This is a genomic window from Tenacibaculum piscium (assembly GCF_021390755.1).
GTDB lineage: Bacteria > Bacteroidota > Bacteroidia > Flavobacteriales > Flavobacteriaceae > Polaribacter > Polaribacter piscius.
On sequence record NZ_JAJGWR010000005.1, the window covers coordinates 23,747 to 41,067 of the forward strand.

18 protein-coding genes are annotated in these 17,321 nt (G+C 30.5%); 8 read left to right on the forward strand and 10 right to left on the reverse strand.

Features of this window, described 5'->3' with window-relative positions:
* Positions 1 to 55 precede the first annotated feature (55 nt).
* Genes L0U72_RS09565 through L0U72_RS09575 form a run of 3 tightly spaced genes read right to left on the reverse strand, consistent with a single transcriptional unit; the run spans position 56 to position 2,621 of the window.
* Positions 56 to 1,453 (reverse strand): peptidylprolyl isomerase, encoded by a 1,398-nt coding sequence (locus tag L0U72_RS09565; RefSeq protein ID WP_233861873.1) that lies wholly within the window; start codon positions 1,451 to 1,453, stop codon positions 56 to 58.
* The gene (locus L0U72_RS09570) at positions 1,416 to 2,291 is read right to left on the reverse strand and encodes a hypothetical protein (RefSeq protein ID WP_233898987.1); all 876 of its coding nucleotides are present in this window, start codon (positions 2,289 to 2,291) and stop codon (positions 1,416 to 1,418) included. Before L0U72_RS09570 ends, L0U72_RS09565 begins: the two co-directional genes overlap by 38 nt.
* Before the next feature lie 48 nt (positions 2,292 to 2,339).
* On the reverse strand, positions 2,340 to 2,621 hold the full coding sequence (locus L0U72_RS09575; RefSeq protein ID WP_233898988.1) for a DUF493 family protein: 282 nt from the start codon (positions 2,619 to 2,621) through the stop codon (positions 2,340 to 2,342).
* Positions 2,622 to 2,814: 193 nt separating this feature from the next.
* Between L0U72_RS09575 and L0U72_RS09580 the strand changes: the two genes are divergently transcribed.
* From L0U72_RS09580 to yiaA, 5 genes are all read left to right on the forward strand, one after another.
* Positions 2,815 to 3,345 (forward strand): AAA family ATPase, encoded by a 531-nt coding sequence (locus L0U72_RS09580; protein ID WP_233884950.1) that lies wholly within the window; start codon positions 2,815 to 2,817, stop codon positions 3,343 to 3,345.
* Between the two features lie 43 nt (positions 3,346 to 3,388).
* A complete protein-coding gene (locus L0U72_RS09585) occupies positions 3,389 to 5,281 on the forward strand; it encodes a RecQ family ATP-dependent DNA helicase (protein ID WP_233898989.1) in 1,893 nt (630 codons plus the stop codon).
* Between the two features lie 68 nt (positions 5,282 to 5,349).
* Positions 5,350 to 6,294, forward strand: coding sequence for a methionyl-tRNA formyltransferase (fmt, locus tag L0U72_RS09590; protein ID WP_233861877.1), 945 nt, complete (start codon positions 5,350 to 5,352; stop codon positions 6,292 to 6,294).
* A 183-nt stretch (positions 6,295 to 6,477) separates the two neighbouring features.
* Positions 6,478 to 6,753: an HU family DNA-binding protein gene (locus L0U72_RS09595; RefSeq protein ID WP_101917119.1), complete on the forward strand. Its 276-nt coding sequence runs from the start codon at positions 6,478 to 6,480 to the stop codon at positions 6,751 to 6,753.
* Between the two features lie 79 nt (positions 6,754 to 6,832).
* Positions 6,833 to 7,231 carry an inner membrane protein YiaA gene (yiaA, locus tag L0U72_RS09600; protein ID WP_233898990.1) on the forward strand — a complete coding sequence of 133 codons (399 nt, stop codon included), beginning with the start codon at positions 6,833 to 6,835 and terminating at the stop codon, positions 7,229 to 7,231.
* 102 nt (positions 7,232 to 7,333) lie between these two features.
* On the opposite strand, the gene L0U72_RS09605 is transcribed toward yiaA, so the two are convergent.
* Entirely contained in the window at positions 7,334 to 8,527 is a 1,194-nt protein-coding gene (locus tag L0U72_RS09605; protein ID WP_233898991.1) for a THUMP domain-containing class I SAM-dependent RNA methyltransferase, read from the reverse strand.
* 112 nt (positions 8,528 to 8,639) lie between these two features.
* Here L0U72_RS09605 and L0U72_RS09610 point away from each other — a divergent pair, with 112 nt between their 5' ends.
* Entirely contained in the window at positions 8,640 to 9,365 is a 726-nt protein-coding gene (locus L0U72_RS09610; RefSeq protein WP_101917121.1) for a class I SAM-dependent methyltransferase, read from the forward strand.
* A gap of 18 nt (positions 9,366 to 9,383) precedes the next feature.
* Positions 9,384 to 10,061: a ZIP family metal transporter gene (locus tag L0U72_RS09615; protein WP_233898992.1), complete on the forward strand. Its 678-nt coding sequence runs from the start codon at positions 9,384 to 9,386 to the stop codon at positions 10,059 to 10,061.
* A gap of 82 nt (positions 10,062 to 10,143) precedes the next feature.
* Here L0U72_RS09615 and L0U72_RS09620 read toward each other — a convergent pair whose 3' ends face one another.
* A complete protein-coding gene (locus L0U72_RS09620) occupies positions 10,144 to 10,704 on the reverse strand; it encodes a hypothetical protein (RefSeq protein WP_233898993.1) in 561 nt (186 codons plus the stop codon).
* A 97-nt stretch (positions 10,705 to 10,801) separates the two neighbouring features.
* A complete protein-coding gene (locus L0U72_RS09625) occupies positions 10,802 to 12,319 on the reverse strand; it encodes a helicase HerA-like domain-containing protein (protein ID WP_101917124.1) in 1,518 nt (505 codons plus the stop codon).
* Positions 12,320 to 12,421: 102 nt separating this feature from the next.
* Between L0U72_RS09625 and L0U72_RS09630 the strand changes: the two genes are divergently transcribed.
* Positions 12,422 to 13,054 (forward strand): 7-carboxy-7-deazaguanine synthase QueE, encoded by a 633-nt coding sequence (locus L0U72_RS09630; RefSeq protein ID WP_193700022.1) that lies wholly within the window; start codon positions 12,422 to 12,424, stop codon positions 13,052 to 13,054.
* A gap of 79 nt (positions 13,055 to 13,133) precedes the next feature.
* Here the strand turns inward: L0U72_RS09630 and L0U72_RS09635 are convergent, their stop codons facing one another.
* The 4 genes from L0U72_RS09635 to tgt all read right to left on the reverse strand — a co-directional run bounded on the left by L0U72_RS09635 (position 13,134) and on the right by tgt (position 17,301).
* Positions 13,134 to 14,087 (reverse strand): acetyl-CoA carboxylase carboxyltransferase subunit alpha, encoded by a 954-nt coding sequence (locus L0U72_RS09635; RefSeq protein ID WP_233897187.1) that lies wholly within the window; start codon positions 14,085 to 14,087, stop codon positions 13,134 to 13,136.
* A 91-nt stretch (positions 14,088 to 14,178) separates the two neighbouring features.
* Positions 14,179 to 15,078 carry a DMT family transporter gene (locus L0U72_RS09640; RefSeq protein WP_233898994.1) on the reverse strand — a complete coding sequence of 300 codons (900 nt, stop codon included), beginning with the start codon at positions 15,076 to 15,078 and terminating at the stop codon, positions 14,179 to 14,181.
* Complete coding sequence (locus tag L0U72_RS09645; RefSeq protein ID WP_193706492.1) at positions 15,065 to 16,150, reverse strand: LptF/LptG family permease; 1,086 nt, start codon at positions 16,148 to 16,150, stop codon at positions 15,065 to 15,067. The genes L0U72_RS09640 and L0U72_RS09645 overlap by 14 nt, the downstream gene beginning before the upstream one ends.
* Positions 16,151 to 16,170: 20 nt before the next feature.
* Positions 16,171 to 17,301 carry a tRNA guanosine(34) transglycosylase Tgt gene (tgt, locus tag L0U72_RS09650; protein ID WP_101917127.1) on the reverse strand — a complete coding sequence of 377 codons (1,131 nt, stop codon included), beginning with the start codon at positions 17,299 to 17,301 and terminating at the stop codon, positions 16,171 to 16,173.
* Between the last annotated feature and the right edge of the window lie 20 nt (positions 17,302 to 17,321).

Genomic DNA, 17,321 nt, shown 5'->3' on the forward strand with positions numbered 1-17,321 from the left:
GCAGGAATCTTGAATAATCTTAAAAAAAAAGAATACTATTTCGTAAAAGAATTTATTATTTGGTATTTATTTCTTTTTTCCAATCTTTTTTGAAGGTACATTTTTTATAATCTTTGGCTAATTTAATGTACGTTTCTTTAATTTTTTCTTTTGACCATTTCGTAATTTGTTCTTCTTTCTTTTTTGCTAGCGCAAATTTTTGCATTCGTACGTAATCGTCAATAATGTTTGCTTTATGCGTTTTTGTTTTTGTTTTCAAATGAATTACTTTGTACATTTTTTCACCTTCACGAGTTTCATCGTAAAAAATATCAGATAAATCTCCTTGATTAAGTTCGCTAATTCTACCAAATAAATCGGGAGCCATTCTAGTTAATTCGAAGGTTGTTTCTTGGGTATATGGATTGATAATTAATCCGCCATTACTTTTAGTTTCTTCTTCTTCGGAATATTTTTTAACGGCTTGTTCAAAAGTTAGCGTACCATCTTTAATTTCTTTTACCACTTTTTGAATCGTTTCTTTTGTTTCTTTTAATTTTTCATCGGCAATTTCTGGTTGCAATAAAATATGAGAAACTTCACGTCCATTCCCTCTGATTTTGTTCAATAAAATAATATGGTATCCGAAAGGTGATTTAAAAGGTTCAGAAACTTGTCCTTCTTCTAAGGAGAAAGCGACTTCTTTAAACTCTTTTACAAAATTTGTTTCTTTGGTGATAATTCCCATATTTCCGCTATTTTGTGCGGCACTAGGATCATCAGAATTTATAATTGCTTTTAATTTAAAACTTGCACCTGCTTCGACTTGTTTTTTAATTTCGGTAAGTTTATCGATAACACGTGTTATTTCTTGTGCTGTAGGACTTGCTTTTAACACTAATTGTGCAATTTCTACTTCTGCAGGAATTTCTGGCAATTCATTTTTATCTTGTAATCCTTTAAAATAAACACGTATTTCTTCTGGAGTTACGGCTATTTTTTCGGTGATTTTCAACTGTTCTTTTTCAATAAGAAGATTTTCTTTTTGTACTCTTGATAATTCTTTTTTAAGATCTTCAATATCGTTAAAACCGTATGCTTTAATTACTTTTTCTTCACTTCCGTATTCATTGGTAAAGTAAGCGATACTTCGTTTTACTCTGCTATCAATATCTGCTTGAGCAACTACGACACTATCAATTACACCGTGATGTGCGAGTAATTTTTGTTGCATTAATTCCTCTAACATTTCACAGTCGGTAATTTTTATTTTCCCTTCGCTTCTAACCTCAACTTCTTGTTTAAATTTATCGATATCAGAATCTAAAACAATATTTTTACCGATTACTACTGCTACGCCGTCTATTTTGGTTTGTTGTGTATTTTCTTGGGCATTTATAGCAGTTAAAGTTGCTAAAAGAAAGGCACATAAAATACTAGTATTCTTTAAAATTTTTGTTTTGAATGGCATCATTTATCAGCGTTTTTTCTATGTCTCTTATTAATTCTAATTTTCTTTTGTGTAAGATTATTTGTTTAATCCGTGGGCTTACAAAAGTTAATGGTGCGGTTGCGTTTATTGGCAACCTATTTTTTACAGCCACCAAATATACTCCTAAACTATCTTCTTTTTGTACGAATTTAGAAATTTTTAACAAACCCTCTTTTGTTTTTGTTCTAAAAGGCGGAATCATTTTTTTCAAAGTAGAAAAAGGCACCCAAGTAGTATCTTGCAATCGGTACGATTTAAAGTTTAATAAATGGCGTTCTAATTCTTCTCGATCTTCTTCTTTGGTCGATTTAAAATTTTTGATAGTTTCTTTTTTATCTAAGAAATCTTTTCCAAAATACACATATTCGAATTGTAATAGTTCTTGATTTAGTTTAAAATTTTCTTTATTTTTTTGATAATATAATGTTATTGCTTCTTCAGATACGACCGTATCTAATTGTTGTTTAATCAATCGTTCTTTGTAGCCGTTTATGTATAGACTTTTTTTGTAACTATTTACTAAATTTTCTATTTTTTCGGTATTAACATCGGAGATATTTTCAACAGCTTTGGTGAGTAATAGTTCTTGTTTTGCCCATGAATAAATAAGTCCTTTTACGACGATTAAGCTATCTTTTTTACTGATATTTTTAGGGACTAATTCTTGAATATCTTTTTTATAAAGATTTTTATTATAAACGGTTGCAATCGGTGTATGTTGTGTTTGTTTTTGTGTTTTCAGGCTAATAAAATCGCAGGAAATGATAAAAACACTGATAAATAAAAGGATTATTTTCTCAATTTTTTGAATATTGTTCATTTTTTATTGATGATATAATTTTCTTTATGAATCTATTTTATTTGGTATTTACAAAGAGATTATTCCTTTAATAACGTCTGCTTTTTTGTAGTATTCAATTACTTCTTCGGAAGTTTTAACATTTAAGAAGATAGAAATACTATGATATTTTCCTGTTTTTGACATTTTTGTTTCAATAACAGCGCCTGCTGTATCGAAGATTTGTTTTACTTCTTCTTCCTGATTTTCATCGGTAGGTACAATAAATTTGAATAAGTATTTACTTGGAAATTTGGTCGTATCTTCTAATTGTCCTTTTAATTTGATGTAAAATGCGTCTCTATCTGACATAATATTGTTTGTTTTGTACTTGTTTATGCTTATTTCTACTTGTTTAATTCTAAAATTTAGAAATCAGAATAAAATCAATTAAAATAGCTGAAAAGTAGTTTTTAAAAATGATTTATCACAAAATTACATTATTAATTGCTTATTTATTGCAGTATTTGTTACATTTATAAATTGAAACGTATATTTTTGCATCATGCAACAAAAAATAGTTTTAATAGGAGGTCCTGGTACCGGTAAGTCTTCAATTTTAAACGAGTTTATAAACCTCGGCTATAATTGTATGCCTGAAATTTCAAGAGAAGTAATACAAAAAGCACAAAAAGAAGGCATTGACCAATTGTTTTTAGAGCAACCCTTACTTTTTAGTGAAATGTTATTACAAGGCAGAGAACAACAATATTTAGAGGCTGAAAAATACAATACTGATCTTGTTTTTTTTGATAGAGGAATCCCTGATATACATGCATATATGAATTATTTAGGTAGTGAATATCCGCCTATTTATAAGCAGAAAAGTCAACAATATGTGTATAACAAAGTTTTTATGTGTTCGCCTTGGAAAAGTATTTATACTTCGGATAATGAACGTTATGAAACTTTTGATCAAGCCGTTAAAATCGATAACTTTTTAAAAGAAACGTATCTAGAGGTTGGCTACGATATTATTCAAGTACCTTTTGCACCTGTAAAAGAGCGATGTGATTTTATTTTACAATCGTTATAATTGTTCTAATGTCTTTAAATCTTATAAGTTATAACTTAGATTGATGTCTGAAAAATCAACAGCGATACTACAACAGTATTGGAAACACGACTCTTTTAGAACGCCACAACAAGAAATTATCAAGGCTGTTTTAGCGGGCGAAGATACGGTTGCTTTATTGCCTACTGGCGGTGGAAAATCGATTTGTTTTCAAGTTCCTGCTTTAATGAGTGATGGTGTTTGTATTGTTATTTCGCCCTTAATTGCTTTGATGCAAGACCAAGTAAAAAGTCTTGTTGCTAAAGGTATTAAAGCAACTTCAATTACTTCTGGAAGTTCTCAAGATGCTATTATTACCCTTTTTGATAATATCCGATTTGGGCATATAAAATTCTTATATATTTCTCCCGAACGCTTACAATCTCGATTTATTCAGGATAAAATAAAACAGTTACACGTCAATTTAATTGCTATTGATGAAGCGCATTGTATTTCAGAATGGGGGCATGATTTTCGTCCTTCCTATCAAAAAATAGCACTTTTAAAAGAACTACAACCAAATGTTCCTTTTATCGCATTAACAGCTACGGCAACTCAAAAAGTACTTGAAGATATTGTTATTTCTTTAACGTTAGACAAGCCCAAAATTTTTAAAAAATCTTTTTATCGAAAAAATTTAGCGTATCAAATTTTTGATACCCAAGATACGCTTCATCAATTAAAACAGATTTTCATCAAAACAAAAGCTCCTGCGATTGTATATGCCAATTCGAGAGCTCGAACCAAAAATATTTCGGCATATTTAAATGCCAATGGTTTTAAAAGTAGTTTTTATCATGCAGGATTATCTGTTTTAGATAAACAACGGGCTTTTGATAATTGGATGACCGAAAAAACACCTATTATCGTTGCGACCAATGCCTTTGGAATGGGAATCGATAAACCGAATGTAAAAGTCGTGGTTCATGTAAATCTTCCCGCATCGATAGAAAATTATATTCAAGAAGCAGGACGTGGCGGACGTGATGGAAATAAAGCATTTTCAGTGGTTTTAACCAATAAAAATGAACTTACAGACAGTCAAATTTTATTAGAGAAATCATTACCAACAATCAAGGAAATAAAGACTATTCATCGACAATTATACCAACATTTTCAAATTACCAATGGCGAACTTATTGAAACACCTTTCGGTTTTAACCTACTCGAATTTTGTGATAAATATCAAATAGCACCCAAAAAAACCTACAACGCCCTACAAATTTTAAATAGCCACGGAATTATTGAATTAAATACTAATTTTAATCAGAAATCAAGTATTTTGTTTACCGTGACTAGCCAACAAATTTTACACGTACAGAAAACACACAAAAATCTGGCAAGTAAAAAATTTATACAAACACTTTTACGTTTATACACAGGTGTTTTTGAAAATCCAATAAAAATTGATGAGTTTTTTATCGCCAAAAAAGCAGGAATTACCTCGGATAAAGTAAGCGAAGAACTCGAACGAATGGTTGCTGATAATTTATTAGAATATCATAAAACAACCGATACGACTGAATTATATTTTCTGCATCCACGGGAAGATGACACTACAATTAATCGCGTTTCTAAAAATATAAAGGCATATTTGAATCAAAAAAAACGGAAAAATAAAAAATTAATTCGTTTTATTAAAAACAATACACGTTGTCGAAGTATTCAATTATTAGCCTATTTTGATGAAAATAGCACTGAAAAATGTGGTATTTGTGATGTTTGCCTACAAGAAAAACGTACTTTTACAGTAAATTCTACGGATATTATCAAACTTTTATCGCAACAAAATACCTTAACAGTTTCTGAAATCGCCCTGCATCTCGCTCAAAAAGAAGCGCACATTTTAATACTTTTACAAGTATTGATATCCGAAGAAAAAATAGCGATTTCAAATAATCATTATTCTTTATGTTAATTTATTTTTTTCAAAAAAATCAGCATAAATTACTAAAAAATTAACTAAAACTTACTAAAATTTAAGAAATGAGAGATTTACGCATCGTTTTTATGGGAACGCCCGATTTTGCAGTAACCATTTTAAAACATCTTATTGAACATAATTATACCGTTGTAGGCGTTATTACCGCTCCTGATAAACCTGCTGGAAGAGGTCGTAAATTAAATGAATCGGCGGTAAAAAAATATGCACTTTCTCAAGATTTACCCATTTTACAGCCTACAAATTTAAAAAATGAGGCATTTCAAACTGCGTTAAAAAATTGGAATGCCAATTTACAAATTGTGGTCGCTTTTAGAATGTTGCCAAAATCGGTTTGGGCAATGCCTGAATTTGGAACTTTTAACCTACACGCTTCTTTATTACCTGATTATCGTGGTGCGGCACCGATTAATTGGGCAATTATCAACGGCGAAACAAAAACAGGCGTTAGTACTTTTTTTATTGATGATAAAATTGATACTGGTGAAATTATTTTACAAGAATCCGTGGAAATTAAAGAAAATGAAATTGTAGGCGAATTACATGATAAATTAATGTATCTCGGTGCAAATTTAGTTGCTAAAACCTTAGATTTAATTGCTAAAGGAACTGTAAAAACGACCAAACAACCCGAATTAGAAGAAAAAACAGCTTATAAATTATTTACTGATACTTGTAAAATAGATTGGTCAAAATCATTAACTGATATTTACAATCATATCCGTGGATTGAATCCGTATCCTGCTGCTTGGACCACTATTCAAAATGGAGAAACTGAAATTTCTGCTAAAATATATGGCGTTACGAAAGAATTTACGTCACATAATTTAGCAAACGGAAAAATTGTAGCCTCCAAAAAAGAACTTAAAATTGCCGTGAAAGATGGATACCTTATTATTGAACAACTTAAAATTTCAGGGAAAAAATTAATGGACGCTAAAAGTTTATTAAATGGCTTTCATTTTAATGAAGATGCAAAAGCCCTGTAACCCTTTATTCATAAGGTTTTATAGATTATCAGAAAAAAGAACCAAGGTTATTAACATTTTATGATATTTTATTAACAATCTGATGTTTTTTTAAGCTAAAAACTTGTACAATACCGCATTCCTACTATATTTGTTGAGCTATAAAGCAAAAAACAAAAGTTAATTTTAAAACGTATTCAAATTATGAACAAATCAGATTTAATCGATGCAATGGCTGCTGATGCAGGAATTTCTAAAGCTTCTGCGAAACTTGCATTAGACTCTTTAACGTCTAACGTTACTAATTCTTTAAAAAGTGGAGATAAAGTAGCATTAGTTGGATGGGGAACTTGGTCTGTTTCTGAAAGAGCTGCTAGAACAGGTAGAAACCCTCAAACAGGAAAAGAAATTCAAATTGCTGCTAAAAATGTAGTAAAGTTTAAAGCAGGTGCTGGTTTAAGCGATTCTGTAAACAACTAATATTTTTTATTAAATATATTTAAAACAGCATTTAGGAAACTAAATGCTGTTTTTTTTTAAAATAAATTAAACTAAAAAAATGGAAAAAACATCAAAAGCATTTGTCATAGCTTCTTGGGTTGCATTAAGTACAGGTATCATTGGTTATTTAATTGGATTATCTAGGGCTGAAATGCCATTAAATGAAAAAGGATATTATTTTACAGTATTAATGTTTGGTCTTTTTGCCGTTGTTTCTCTTCAAAAAAGTGTTCGAGATAAAATTGAAGGATACCCTGTTACTGACATTTACTATGGAATTTGTTGGTTTGGAACTATTTTATCAATCACACTATTAATCGTTGGACTCTATAATGCCACTTTATTACCTAGTGAAAAAGGTTTTTATGCATTTGCATTTTTATTGGGTATTTTCGGAGCAATTACCGTTCAAAAAAACACCCGAGATAATTTACTTTTTAACAAAGAACAAAAATAATAAAAACTCATAATTTACATTTAATCAAGTTTTTACTTTTTAAAGTAAATAACAAAAAAATCCGCTGAAAATTTCAGCGGATTTTTTTATATAATTTTAAGATTATTCATCATCTCTTTCTTTTGTTGTTTCATCAACAAAATCATTTTTGACTCTTTTACTTCCTTCGTAAAGTTCATATTTTACAAAACGACAATCTAAATCGGCATTTTTAAGCGGTATTCTTTTTGAAGTTCGTAATCTAACGTGTTTTAACGCTAACATATCCGAAGTAATTAACCAAGCTGTTGAATTCGGATAATTATGTTTTAAGGTATCTCCGATTTTGGTATAAAATTCTTCAACATCAATATTTAAACGCTCACCATAAGGCGGATTAAATAAAATAGTTGTGTTACCAAATACCTCTTTTTTAGAGTTGAAAAAGTTTACATGATGTATTCCTATAAATTCTTCTAAATTCGCATTAATAACATTCTGTTTCGCCTTGGTAACAGCTGAAGGTGCTTTATCAAATCCCATTATTTTAAAATGTGAACTGGTAATTTTTTTCAACAAAGCATCTTGAATTACGAAATATAATTCTTCATCATAATCTTTCCAATTTTCAAACGCAAAATGTTTTCGATTGATATTTGCAGGAATATTATTAGCAATCATAGCGGCTTCAATTAAAATTGTACCTGAACCACACATTGGATCGATAAAATTTTCTTCGCCTTTATATCCTGATAATAACACCAATCCTGCGGCTAAAACCTCATTAATTGGGGCAATATTCGTAGCACTTCTGTAGCCTCTTTTATGTAGAGAATCTCCTGAAGAATCTAGGGAAATTGTTAGCCATTCATTATGAATATGAATATGAACTTTAACATCTGGATATTTTAAATCAACATTCGGACGTTTTTTATATTTATTGACAAAATAATCAGCAATGGCATCTTTCGATTTTAAACTAATATAATGTGAATTGGTCGTAAAATTTTTAGAATTTACCACTGCACCGATAGCAAAAGTTCCATCAACATCAATATATTTATCCCATTTTACACGCTGAATTGCTTCGTATAAATCTTCTTCATCAAAAATTTTACTTTTTTTAATTGGTTTTAAAATACGAATTGCCGTACGCAACGCAATATTCGCTTTGTACATAAATCCTGTATCTCCTTTAAAAGAAACATTACGTATTCCTTCTTTAACGTCTTGAGCCCCTAGTTTTCTTAGTTCATCTGCTAATACGCCTTCTAAACCTGCCATGGTAATGGCGGTCATTTTAAAATCTTTCTCCATATAATTGTAAAATTTCATTGCAAAAGTACAGCTTATTTTGGGTTGATAGGAATCTTTTCTTGTTTCAATCTAAAAAACGTAAGATTTATGTATTTTTGCAGACCTTATACTTATGAAAACAACAAACTGGTTTACCGCTTGGTTCGACACAACTTATTATCACACCTTATACAAACATAGAAATGATGCTGATGCGCAATTTTTCATGCGAAATATCACCTCATTTTTAAAACTACCAAAACACAGTCATATTGCTGATTTGCCTTGTGGAAAAGGACGACATTCGGTCTATTTAAATTCGCTAGGATACAAGGTTACTGGAGGAGATTTAAGTAAAAATAGCATCGAATATGCCCAAAAATTTGAAAATGAAACCCTTCATTTTGAAGTTTGGGATATGCGAACGCCTTTATCTAAAAAATACGACGCTATTTTTAATTTATTTACGAGTTTTGGTTATTTTGATGATGATTCAGAAGATATTGCTATTTTAAAAAACATCAAAAATGGCTTACAAGAAAAAGGCGTTTGTGTTCTCGATTTTTTAAATGTTGAAAAAGTTAAAAATTCATTAGTTACTGATGAAATAAAAACGATCGATGGCATTGAATTTCATATAAAAAGAGAACTTAAAGACGGTTTTATTTTAAAGCATATTTCTTTTTTTGCAGATGAAAAACAACATAATTATACCGAACAAGTAAAATTTTTAACGCTTGATAAAATGGAAGTTTATTTTGAAAAAGCTGGTTTAGAAATCAAGCATGTTTTTGGTGATTATGCTTTAAATGACTTTGATAAAAACACTTCGGATAGATTAATTTTAATTGCAGAATAATTATAGAATAATTATAAAATGAGTTATATATTATTAATTATTGCGGTTTTAGTTGGCGCTTTACTCGTTTTACTGTTAAAACCGAACAATAAACACGTACGTTTATTACTTGCTTTTAGTGGTGCTTATTTATTATCAGTAACAATTTTACATTTGCTTCCTGAGGTTTATATGCACACGCAAAATGCCAAAAAAATAGGGATTTTAATTTTAGTTGGAATTATTATTCAATCGATATTAGAGTCTTTTTCGAAAGGAGCGGAACACGGACATATTCATCTACATTCAGATGAATCACAATTTCCGTGGTTGTTATTTATAAGTTTATGTATTCACGCATTTTCGGAAGGTTTGCCGATACATCATGCTGGCGACAATTTACTTGGTGCAATTATTGTCCATAAAATTCCGATTGCAATTGTGCTAACTACTTTTTTATTACAAACGAATTATAGTAACCTTAAAATAATTTTATTTTTAAGTATTTTTGCGATAATGAGTCCGTTAGGCGTTTTAGTTTCTGATAAAGTTCCTTTTTTTAGTGAATATCATACAGAAATTACCGCTTTAATTATCGGAGTATTTCTTCATATTTCAACGATTATACTTTTTGAAAGTTCTGAAAATCATAAATTTAATGTAAAGAAATTTACCGCAATTCTTTTAGGTGTTTTGCTCACCATTTTTACGGTTTAATTTTGATGTAAAGATTATATAAAATAAAAAACAAGGAGTTTAAACGTTTAAACTCCTTGTTTTTTTTGCTTGATATCAAGATTTAATTAAACCAAATTGTGAATGATTTAATTTTTGCTAAATCAGGAATTTGCTCGATAGTTACTTTTTGAGTACTGAAATCTTTTAACCCTAAATCTTCTTTATCTAAAGAGATTGTTGCGTTTAAATCATCAATAAATAAGGTTACGGATAAAAATGACGATTCAATTTTACTAATCGTATTATTCGAGTTAATTTCTTGAAATGAAGAATTAATATTCAACCCTGTATTGGTTTTAAAACGGGCGTCAAAAACCTCAACACTTTTAATAGTTGATATCGAATCTAATTGTTCTTTTGGAACAATCGTTATTAAATGCTTTCCTCCTTTTTCAAAAACTAAGTATTTATCATCTTCTTGAAAAAAGTTATTTCCCTTTGCTCCTTCGCTTAAAACTTTTACAATTGAATCATTTTTAAAAATTACCTCTACTTGTTGCATGGTTGTTTTGGTGGTTAATTCACCTATTTTTCCTTTCGAAATATCATATTTACTATTTTCACATTGTATAAATACTACGGAGATTAAAGCGATTATTAATGGTTTAATTATGTTTTTCATTTACTTTTTAATTTACTTTTTAATTTGGATTAGTTGTTTATTCTGATTTTAGTTAGTTATTTTTTACAAAACGTTTTAAGAGGGTATTTGTTTTATTTTATTTCAATACTTTTTTTAAAATACCAAATACGCTACGGATAAAAGTAGCACTTGTTAGTACTTTAATTAGTGGATTTTGACGTGTACTGGTTCTTGTTGTTGCTTTTTGGCTTATTTTTTTAGTTTCTTGCTGATGAGCTTCCGTATTTTTTTGGGTATTAATTACGTCAATTTTTTGATTTAATAACTCATAAGCACTTTCTCTATCAACAGTATTGTTATACTTTTTTATTAAAGCTGATTTATTTAAAACTGCTTTAATTTCTGCATCGGTAAGCACGCCCATTCTACTCATGGGAGCACGCAACATTGTTCTAGCTAAGGGCGTTGGAATTCCTTTTTCATTTAATACCGATACCAATGCTTCACCAATTCCTAATTGTGTTAATACCTCTTTAGTATCGTAATATTCCGAATCGGGATAATTCTCAGAGGCTAATTTAATTGCCTTTCTATCTTTTGCTGTAAATGCTCGTAAAGCATGCTGAATTTTCATTCCTAATTGTGCTAAAATATCTTCTGGAACATCTTTCGGATTTTGGGTTACAAAATACAATCCAACTCCTTTTGAACGGATTAATTTTACAATACTTTCAATCTGATTTAATAAGGCTTTTGATGCTTGTTCAAAAACCAAATGTGCTTCATCAATAAAGATAATTAGTTCAGGTTTATCGCTATCGCCTTGCTCTGGAAAAGTTTCATAAACTTCGGCTAGCAATTGCATCATAAAAGTAGAAAATAATTGAGGTTTATCTTGAATATCGGTTAAACGTAATATTGATATTACGCCACGTCCATTTTTATCAACACGAGTTAAATCATCTACTTCAAAAGATTTTTCACCAAAAAACAAATCACCTCCTTGTTGTTCTATGGCTACTATTTTTCTTAAAATAGCGCCTGTACTTGCGCTCGAAATACGTCCGTATTCTGCTTGAAGTTCTTCTTTTCCTTCGTTGGTTATAAACTGAAGTAATTTTTTAAAATCTTTTAAATCTAATAATGGTAATTTATGATCATCGCAATATTTAAAAATAATAGCTACAATTCCCGATTGTGTTTCAGTTAGATCTAAAATACGAGATAGTAAAATAGGGCCAAACTCCGATACTGTTGCACGTAAACGGACTCCTTCTTGTTCCGAAATAGATAAAATTTCAACAGGAAACTTCGTTGGATTAAAAGGAATTCCTATTTTTTGATGACGTTCCTCAATTTTTGGATGTCCAAGACTTGGTTCTGCTAATCCGCTCAAATCACCTTTAATATCCATTAATAGTACGGGAATTCCTTTTTCAGACATATTTTCTGCCAGTATTTGTAAGGTTTTTGTTTTTCCTGTACCAGTAGCTCCTGCGATTAATCCGTGGCGATTTAACGTTTTTAAAGGAATTTTCACCAAAGCATCTGTAATGGTTTGTTCCCCTAACATTCCTGCTCCTAAGGTGATAAAATCTCCGTTACTTTTATATCCTTGGTTAATGTAACTGAAAAAATCGTTCGCTTTATTCATTATTATCGCTTTTTTTTTCTTTTTTATTTTTTTCTTGATAAATAACGTAAAAGTAACAAAAATGATTCATAAAATTTTAATGTTGACTATCTTTGCAATCTTATGTTGAAAAAAGAAGTACAAGAATTAATTGATAAAGGTGAAATGCTTCCATTAATGGAGGAGTTTTATACTATTCAGGGAGAAGGATCGCACACAGGTACTGCGGCTTATTTTATTAGAATTGGAGGTTGCGATGTGGGTTGTCATTGGTGCGATGTGAAAGAAAGCTGGAATGCTAGTTTACATCCGCCAACTAAAACCGACATTATTGTTTCTAATGCTAAAGAACAAGCTAAAACTGTAGTAATTACGGGTGGAGAGCCTTTAATGTGGTCTTTAGATTATATTACGAAAGAACTGCAAGATAACGGTATGAAAACGCATATTGAAACTTCAGGAGCGTATGCTTTTTCTGGTGTTTGGGATTGGTTTTGCTTATCTCCTAAAAAAACAAAATTACCTACAAAGGAATGTTATAAAGAAGCAGATGAGTTGAAAATGATTGTTCATAATAAACATGATTTTCAATTTGCAGAAGAACAAGCGGAAAAAGTAGGAAAAAAATGTCAACTATTTTTACAACCTGAATGGAGTAAAAAAGAAGAAATGACGCCTTTAATTATTGATTATGTAATGAAAAATCCAAAATGGCGAATTTCATTGCAAACGCATAAATTTTTAAATATTCCTTAGTATTCACATAGTAAAACAAAAAAAGCAATCAAATTTGATTGCTTTTTTTGTTCTCTAAATCTAGAAAATAACGACTTTATTATTCTTTATAAATCCCCATATTTTCATATTTCTCCATACGCTGGGTGATTAATGCTGCTTCAGTTAAATCTTTTAAAGCATCAAAAGTATTTATGATATGAGTTTCTACTGCTTTAAAAGCTCCTGCTCTATCAGCATGAGCACCACCGATTGGTTCTTTAATTATTCCGTCAATTAATTTTAAACGGTTCATGTCTTCTGCAGTTAATTTCAAAGCTTCAGCAGCTTGTTCTTTATATTCCCAACTACGCCATAAAATAGAAGAACATGATTCTGGTGAAATTACCGTATACCAAGTATTTTCCATCATATACACGCTGTTTCCAACACCAATACCAACAGCTCCTCCTGATGCTCCTTCACCAATAATAATAGTAATAACAGGTACTTTTAAACGAGTCATTTCCAAGATATTACGTGCAATTGCTTCTCCTTGCCCACGCTCTTCAGCTTCTAAACCTGGATATGCACCTGGCGTATCAACTAAAGTTACTACAGGAATACCAAATTTTTCCGCCATTTTCATCAATCGTAATGCCTTGCGATATCCTTCTGGATTCGCCATTCCGAAATTACGATATTGACGTGTTTTAGTATTATATCCTTTTTGCTGACCGATAAACATAAACGATTGATCGCCTATTTTACCTAATCCACCAATCATTGCTTTATCATCTTTTACACTACGATCTCCGTGCAACTCCATAAAGGTATCTCCACAAATAGCGTTAATATAATCTAACGTATATGGGCGATTCGGATGACGCGATAATTGTACACGTTGCCAAGGAGTTAAATTTTTGTATATTTCTTTTTTAGCTTTTTCTAATTTTTTTTCTAGTTTACTACAGGTTTCTGTTACATCAACTTCACTTTCTTCTCCTATAGCAACACATTTTACCAACTGATCTTCTAATTCTTTTATTGGCAATTCAAAATCTAAATATTCCATTATATATAGTTTGATTATATCATTTAGTTCTTTGTAGAGGCAAACATACTAAAAAAATGTATTCTTTAGTGTGCTACTTTTTCTTAAAATACTATTTTTTACTGATTTTGTTTTTTATGATGGTCTTATTTTTCAAAATTCCGTTTAACAAAACGATTATTAAAATAATAAAAGCACCGTAATAAAACTCGGGACTCATTTGTTCTTTTTCTCCAAATATAAATAAGGCTAAAATAATTGCGTAAACAGGTTCTAAGTTGATCGTTAGCATTACGGTATAAGGCGTTATATATTTCATCACTTTTACAGATGCAATAAAGGCGTACGCCGTACAGATACTACTCAATAGTATTAAATAGCCCCAATCGTTTGTTGTTATTTGAAAAAACTGAACGGTAAATTTTTGTGCAAAAATCAAGTATAGCGTAATGCCTAAAGCTCCGAATAATAATTGATAAAATGAAATAATATTAGCATCATATTTTTTGATAAAAAGTCCATTTAAAACCGCAAATAATGCTGATAAAAAAGACGATATCAAGGCATAGATAATTCCTAATGTATATTGACTTTCGAAATTAAAAATCAAATACAAACCACCTATAATTAACAATCCTAAGATGATTTCTGTGAATGCAATTTTTCTTTTAAAAAATAGCGGTTCAATAAGTGCGGCAAAAAAAGCACCGGTACTCATCGTTACTAAGGCTACCGAAACATTTGATATTTTTATGGCTTCAAAAAAAGTAACCCAATGCACTGCTATAATGACTCCTGAAATAGCAAATTTCAGAAGTCCTTTTTTATCAACTTTAAACGATATTTTTCGAAATAAAAAATAAATAACTATAAAAACCACCGCCAAACACATTCGATACCAAACTAATGGTACGGAATCTATCGAAATTAACGCACCCAATATGGCAGTAAATCCCCAAATAAATACAATAAGATGTAAATGAAGATAGTTTTTTAATTTATTTTCTTGCATTAAAATATAAATAAAATGAAAATAATCCAAAGACAATATTCGGAACCCATACATTTAATAACGCATTTGCACCAGCAACTGCTCCTAAAACTTCTGCTACTTTTAAAAAGAAAACATATAAAAACATTAAGAAAATACCTAAAGTTAAGTTTATTCCTACACCTCCACGTTTTTTCTTATACGCCAATGCGACGGCAATTAAGGTTAAAAAATAACAAGCAATTGGCAAACTCGTACGTTTATACAATTCTACCAAGTAAATATTTAAGTTTTTAATTCCTCGTGTTTTAGAAATCTCTATGAATTTTATTAATTCAGGTGTTTTCATTTCTTGTGCCATTACATTTTTGTAATTAAAATCTTTAGGCGTAAAAGCAAAAGTGGTATCGATATTATTCCCTGAAAAAATACTATCTCGATTTTTAAAAATTTTTCTAATTTTCCAATTATAGAGTTTAAAAGTACTATCTTTTTCACTCCAATTGATATTATCTGCGGTTAATTGTTGTTTCAATTGGATTCCGTCATAAATTTCTGTGGTGAAATTGTAGCCTGTATTTCTTTTCAAATCAAAACTTTGAACATAAATATACGTACTATCATTTAGTTGTAAACTAAATTCTCTAATGGTTGTATCTGAATATTTTCGTTTTTTCAGATAGGTTCTTTCAAAAGTTTTACGTGTTTTACTGCTTGATGGAACAAAAAAATGATTCATCAATAAAGCAACCGAACAAACAATCGTCGCTCCTATAAAATACGGATATAAAAAACGTGTAAACGATATTTGCGCACCGTTAATAGCGATAATTTCGGTATTTCCTGCTAATTTTGAGGTAAATAATATCACCGCTATAAACAATGCCAACGGCATAAAAGTATTGGCATAATAGATAATAAAATTTACATAATAATCATTAACAATTTCAAAAAAAGTTAAGGTTTCTTCACGTAAAAATTTATCTATTTTTTCGGCAATATCGATTGCTACCGCAATGGGTATCAATATTAATAAGGTAAACAAAAATGTTACCAAAAAACGTTTTAGTATGTACCAATCAAGTATTTTCAAAAAATATGTTTTATAAAATTTTATAAACGATTGTCCATTTGTTTGACCATTTTATCTTTCCATTGCGTAAAATCTCCAGCAATAATATGCTTTCGGGCTTCTCTTGTCAGCCACAGGTAAAATCCTAGATTATGAATCGACGCAATTTGTTTTCCTAACATTTCTTTAGCGGCAAATAAATGACGTAAATATGCTTTAGAATACATCGTATCGACATAGGTAATTCCCATTTCATCGATAGGCGAAAAATCTTGTTCCCACTTTTTATTTTTAATATTGATAGAACCGTGTGCTGTAAATAGCATTCCGTTACGAGCATTTCGAGTTGGCATTACACAATCGAACATATCAATACCTAATGCGATATTTTCTAAGATATTAATTGGCGTACCAACGCCCATTAAATAACGAGGTTTATCTTCAGGCAAAATAGCGGTTACAATTTCGGTCATTGCGTATAATTCTTCAGCGGGTTCTCCTACGGATAATCCACCGATAGCATTTCCTTGCGCTCCTACAGATGCTATATATTCTGCAGATTGCTGTCTTAAATCTTTATACGTACTTCCTTGTACAATCGGGAAAAAAGTTTGTTCGTGTCCGTATTTAAAAGGCAACTTTTCCAGATGATTTATACAACGTGTTAGCCAGCGATGCGTCATGTGCATCGAGCGTTTTGCGTAGTTATAATCACATGGATAAGGCGTACATTCATCAAAAGCCATGATAATATCAGCTCCAATGGTACGTTGTGTTTCCATAACATTTTCGGGCGTAAAAAAGTGCATTGAGCCATCAATATGACTTTTAAACTTTACGCCTTGTTCGTTAATTTTTCTTCTTCCAGATAATGAATATACTTGATATCCGCCACTATCGGTTAAAATATTACGATCCCAGTTCATAAATTTATGCAAACCTCCGGCAGCCTCTAGGGTTTCTAATTTCGGACGCAAGTATAAATGATAGGTATTTCCTAAAATGATATCAGGATTTATTTCGTCTTTTAGTTCAGATTGATGCACCCCTTTTACAGTACCCACAGTACCTACGGGCATAAAAATGGGTGTTTCAATAGTTCCGTGATCGGTAGTAATAACTCCTGCTCGAGCTTTACTTTTTGGGTCGGTTATTTTTAAGTCAAATTCCATAATCGGCAAAGATACATTTA

Bases quoted from the DNA above. Each gene is read 5' to 3' on its own strand.
- L0U72_RS09565 (WP_233861873.1), bottom strand. From the start codon at position 1,453: ATGATGCCATTCAAAACAAAAATTTTAAAGAATACTAGTATTTTATGT.
- L0U72_RS09570 (WP_233898987.1), bottom strand. From the start codon at position 2,291: ATGAACAATATTCAAAAAATTGAGAAAATAATCCTTTTATTTATCAGT.
- L0U72_RS09575 (WP_233898988.1), bottom strand. From the start codon at position 2,621: ATGTCAGATAGAGACGCATTTTACATCAAATTAAAAGGACAATTAGAA.
- L0U72_RS09580 (WP_233884950.1), top strand. From the start codon at position 2,815: ATGCAACAAAAAATAGTTTTAATAGGAGGTCCTGGTACCGGTAAGTCT.
- L0U72_RS09585 (WP_233898989.1), top strand. From the start codon at position 3,389: ATGTCTGAAAAATCAACAGCGATACTACAACAGTATTGGAAACACGAC.
- fmt (WP_233861877.1), top strand. From the start codon at position 5,350: ATGAGAGATTTACGCATCGTTTTTATGGGAACGCCCGATTTTGCAGTA.
- L0U72_RS09595 (WP_101917119.1), top strand. From the start codon at position 6,478: ATGAACAAATCAGATTTAATCGATGCAATGGCTGCTGATGCAGGAATT.
- yiaA (WP_233898990.1), top strand. From the start codon at position 6,833: ATGGAAAAAACATCAAAAGCATTTGTCATAGCTTCTTGGGTTGCATTA.
- L0U72_RS09605 (WP_233898991.1), bottom strand. From the start codon at position 8,527: ATGGAGAAAGATTTTAAAATGACCGCCATTACCATGGCAGGTTTAGAA.
- L0U72_RS09610 (WP_101917121.1), top strand. From the start codon at position 8,640: ATGAAAACAACAAACTGGTTTACCGCTTGGTTCGACACAACTTATTAT.
- L0U72_RS09615 (WP_233898992.1), top strand. From the start codon at position 9,384: ATGAGTTATATATTATTAATTATTGCGGTTTTAGTTGGCGCTTTACTC.
- L0U72_RS09620 (WP_233898993.1), bottom strand. From the start codon at position 10,704: ATGAAAAACATAATTAAACCATTAATAATCGCTTTAATCTCCGTAGTA.
- L0U72_RS09625 (WP_101917124.1), bottom strand. From the start codon at position 12,319: ATGAATAAAGCGAACGATTTTTTCAGTTACATTAACCAAGGATATAAA.
- L0U72_RS09630 (WP_193700022.1), top strand. From the start codon at position 12,422: ATGTTGAAAAAAGAAGTACAAGAATTAATTGATAAAGGTGAAATGCTT.
- L0U72_RS09635 (WP_233897187.1), bottom strand. From the start codon at position 14,087: ATGGAATATTTAGATTTTGAATTGCCAATAAAAGAATTAGAAGATCAG.
- L0U72_RS09640 (WP_233898994.1), bottom strand. From the start codon at position 15,078: ATGCAAGAAAATAAATTAAAAAACTATCTTCATTTACATCTTATTGTA.
- tgt (WP_101917127.1), bottom strand. From the start codon at position 17,301: ATGGAATTTGACTTAAAAATAACCGACCCAAAAAGTAAAGCTCGAGCA.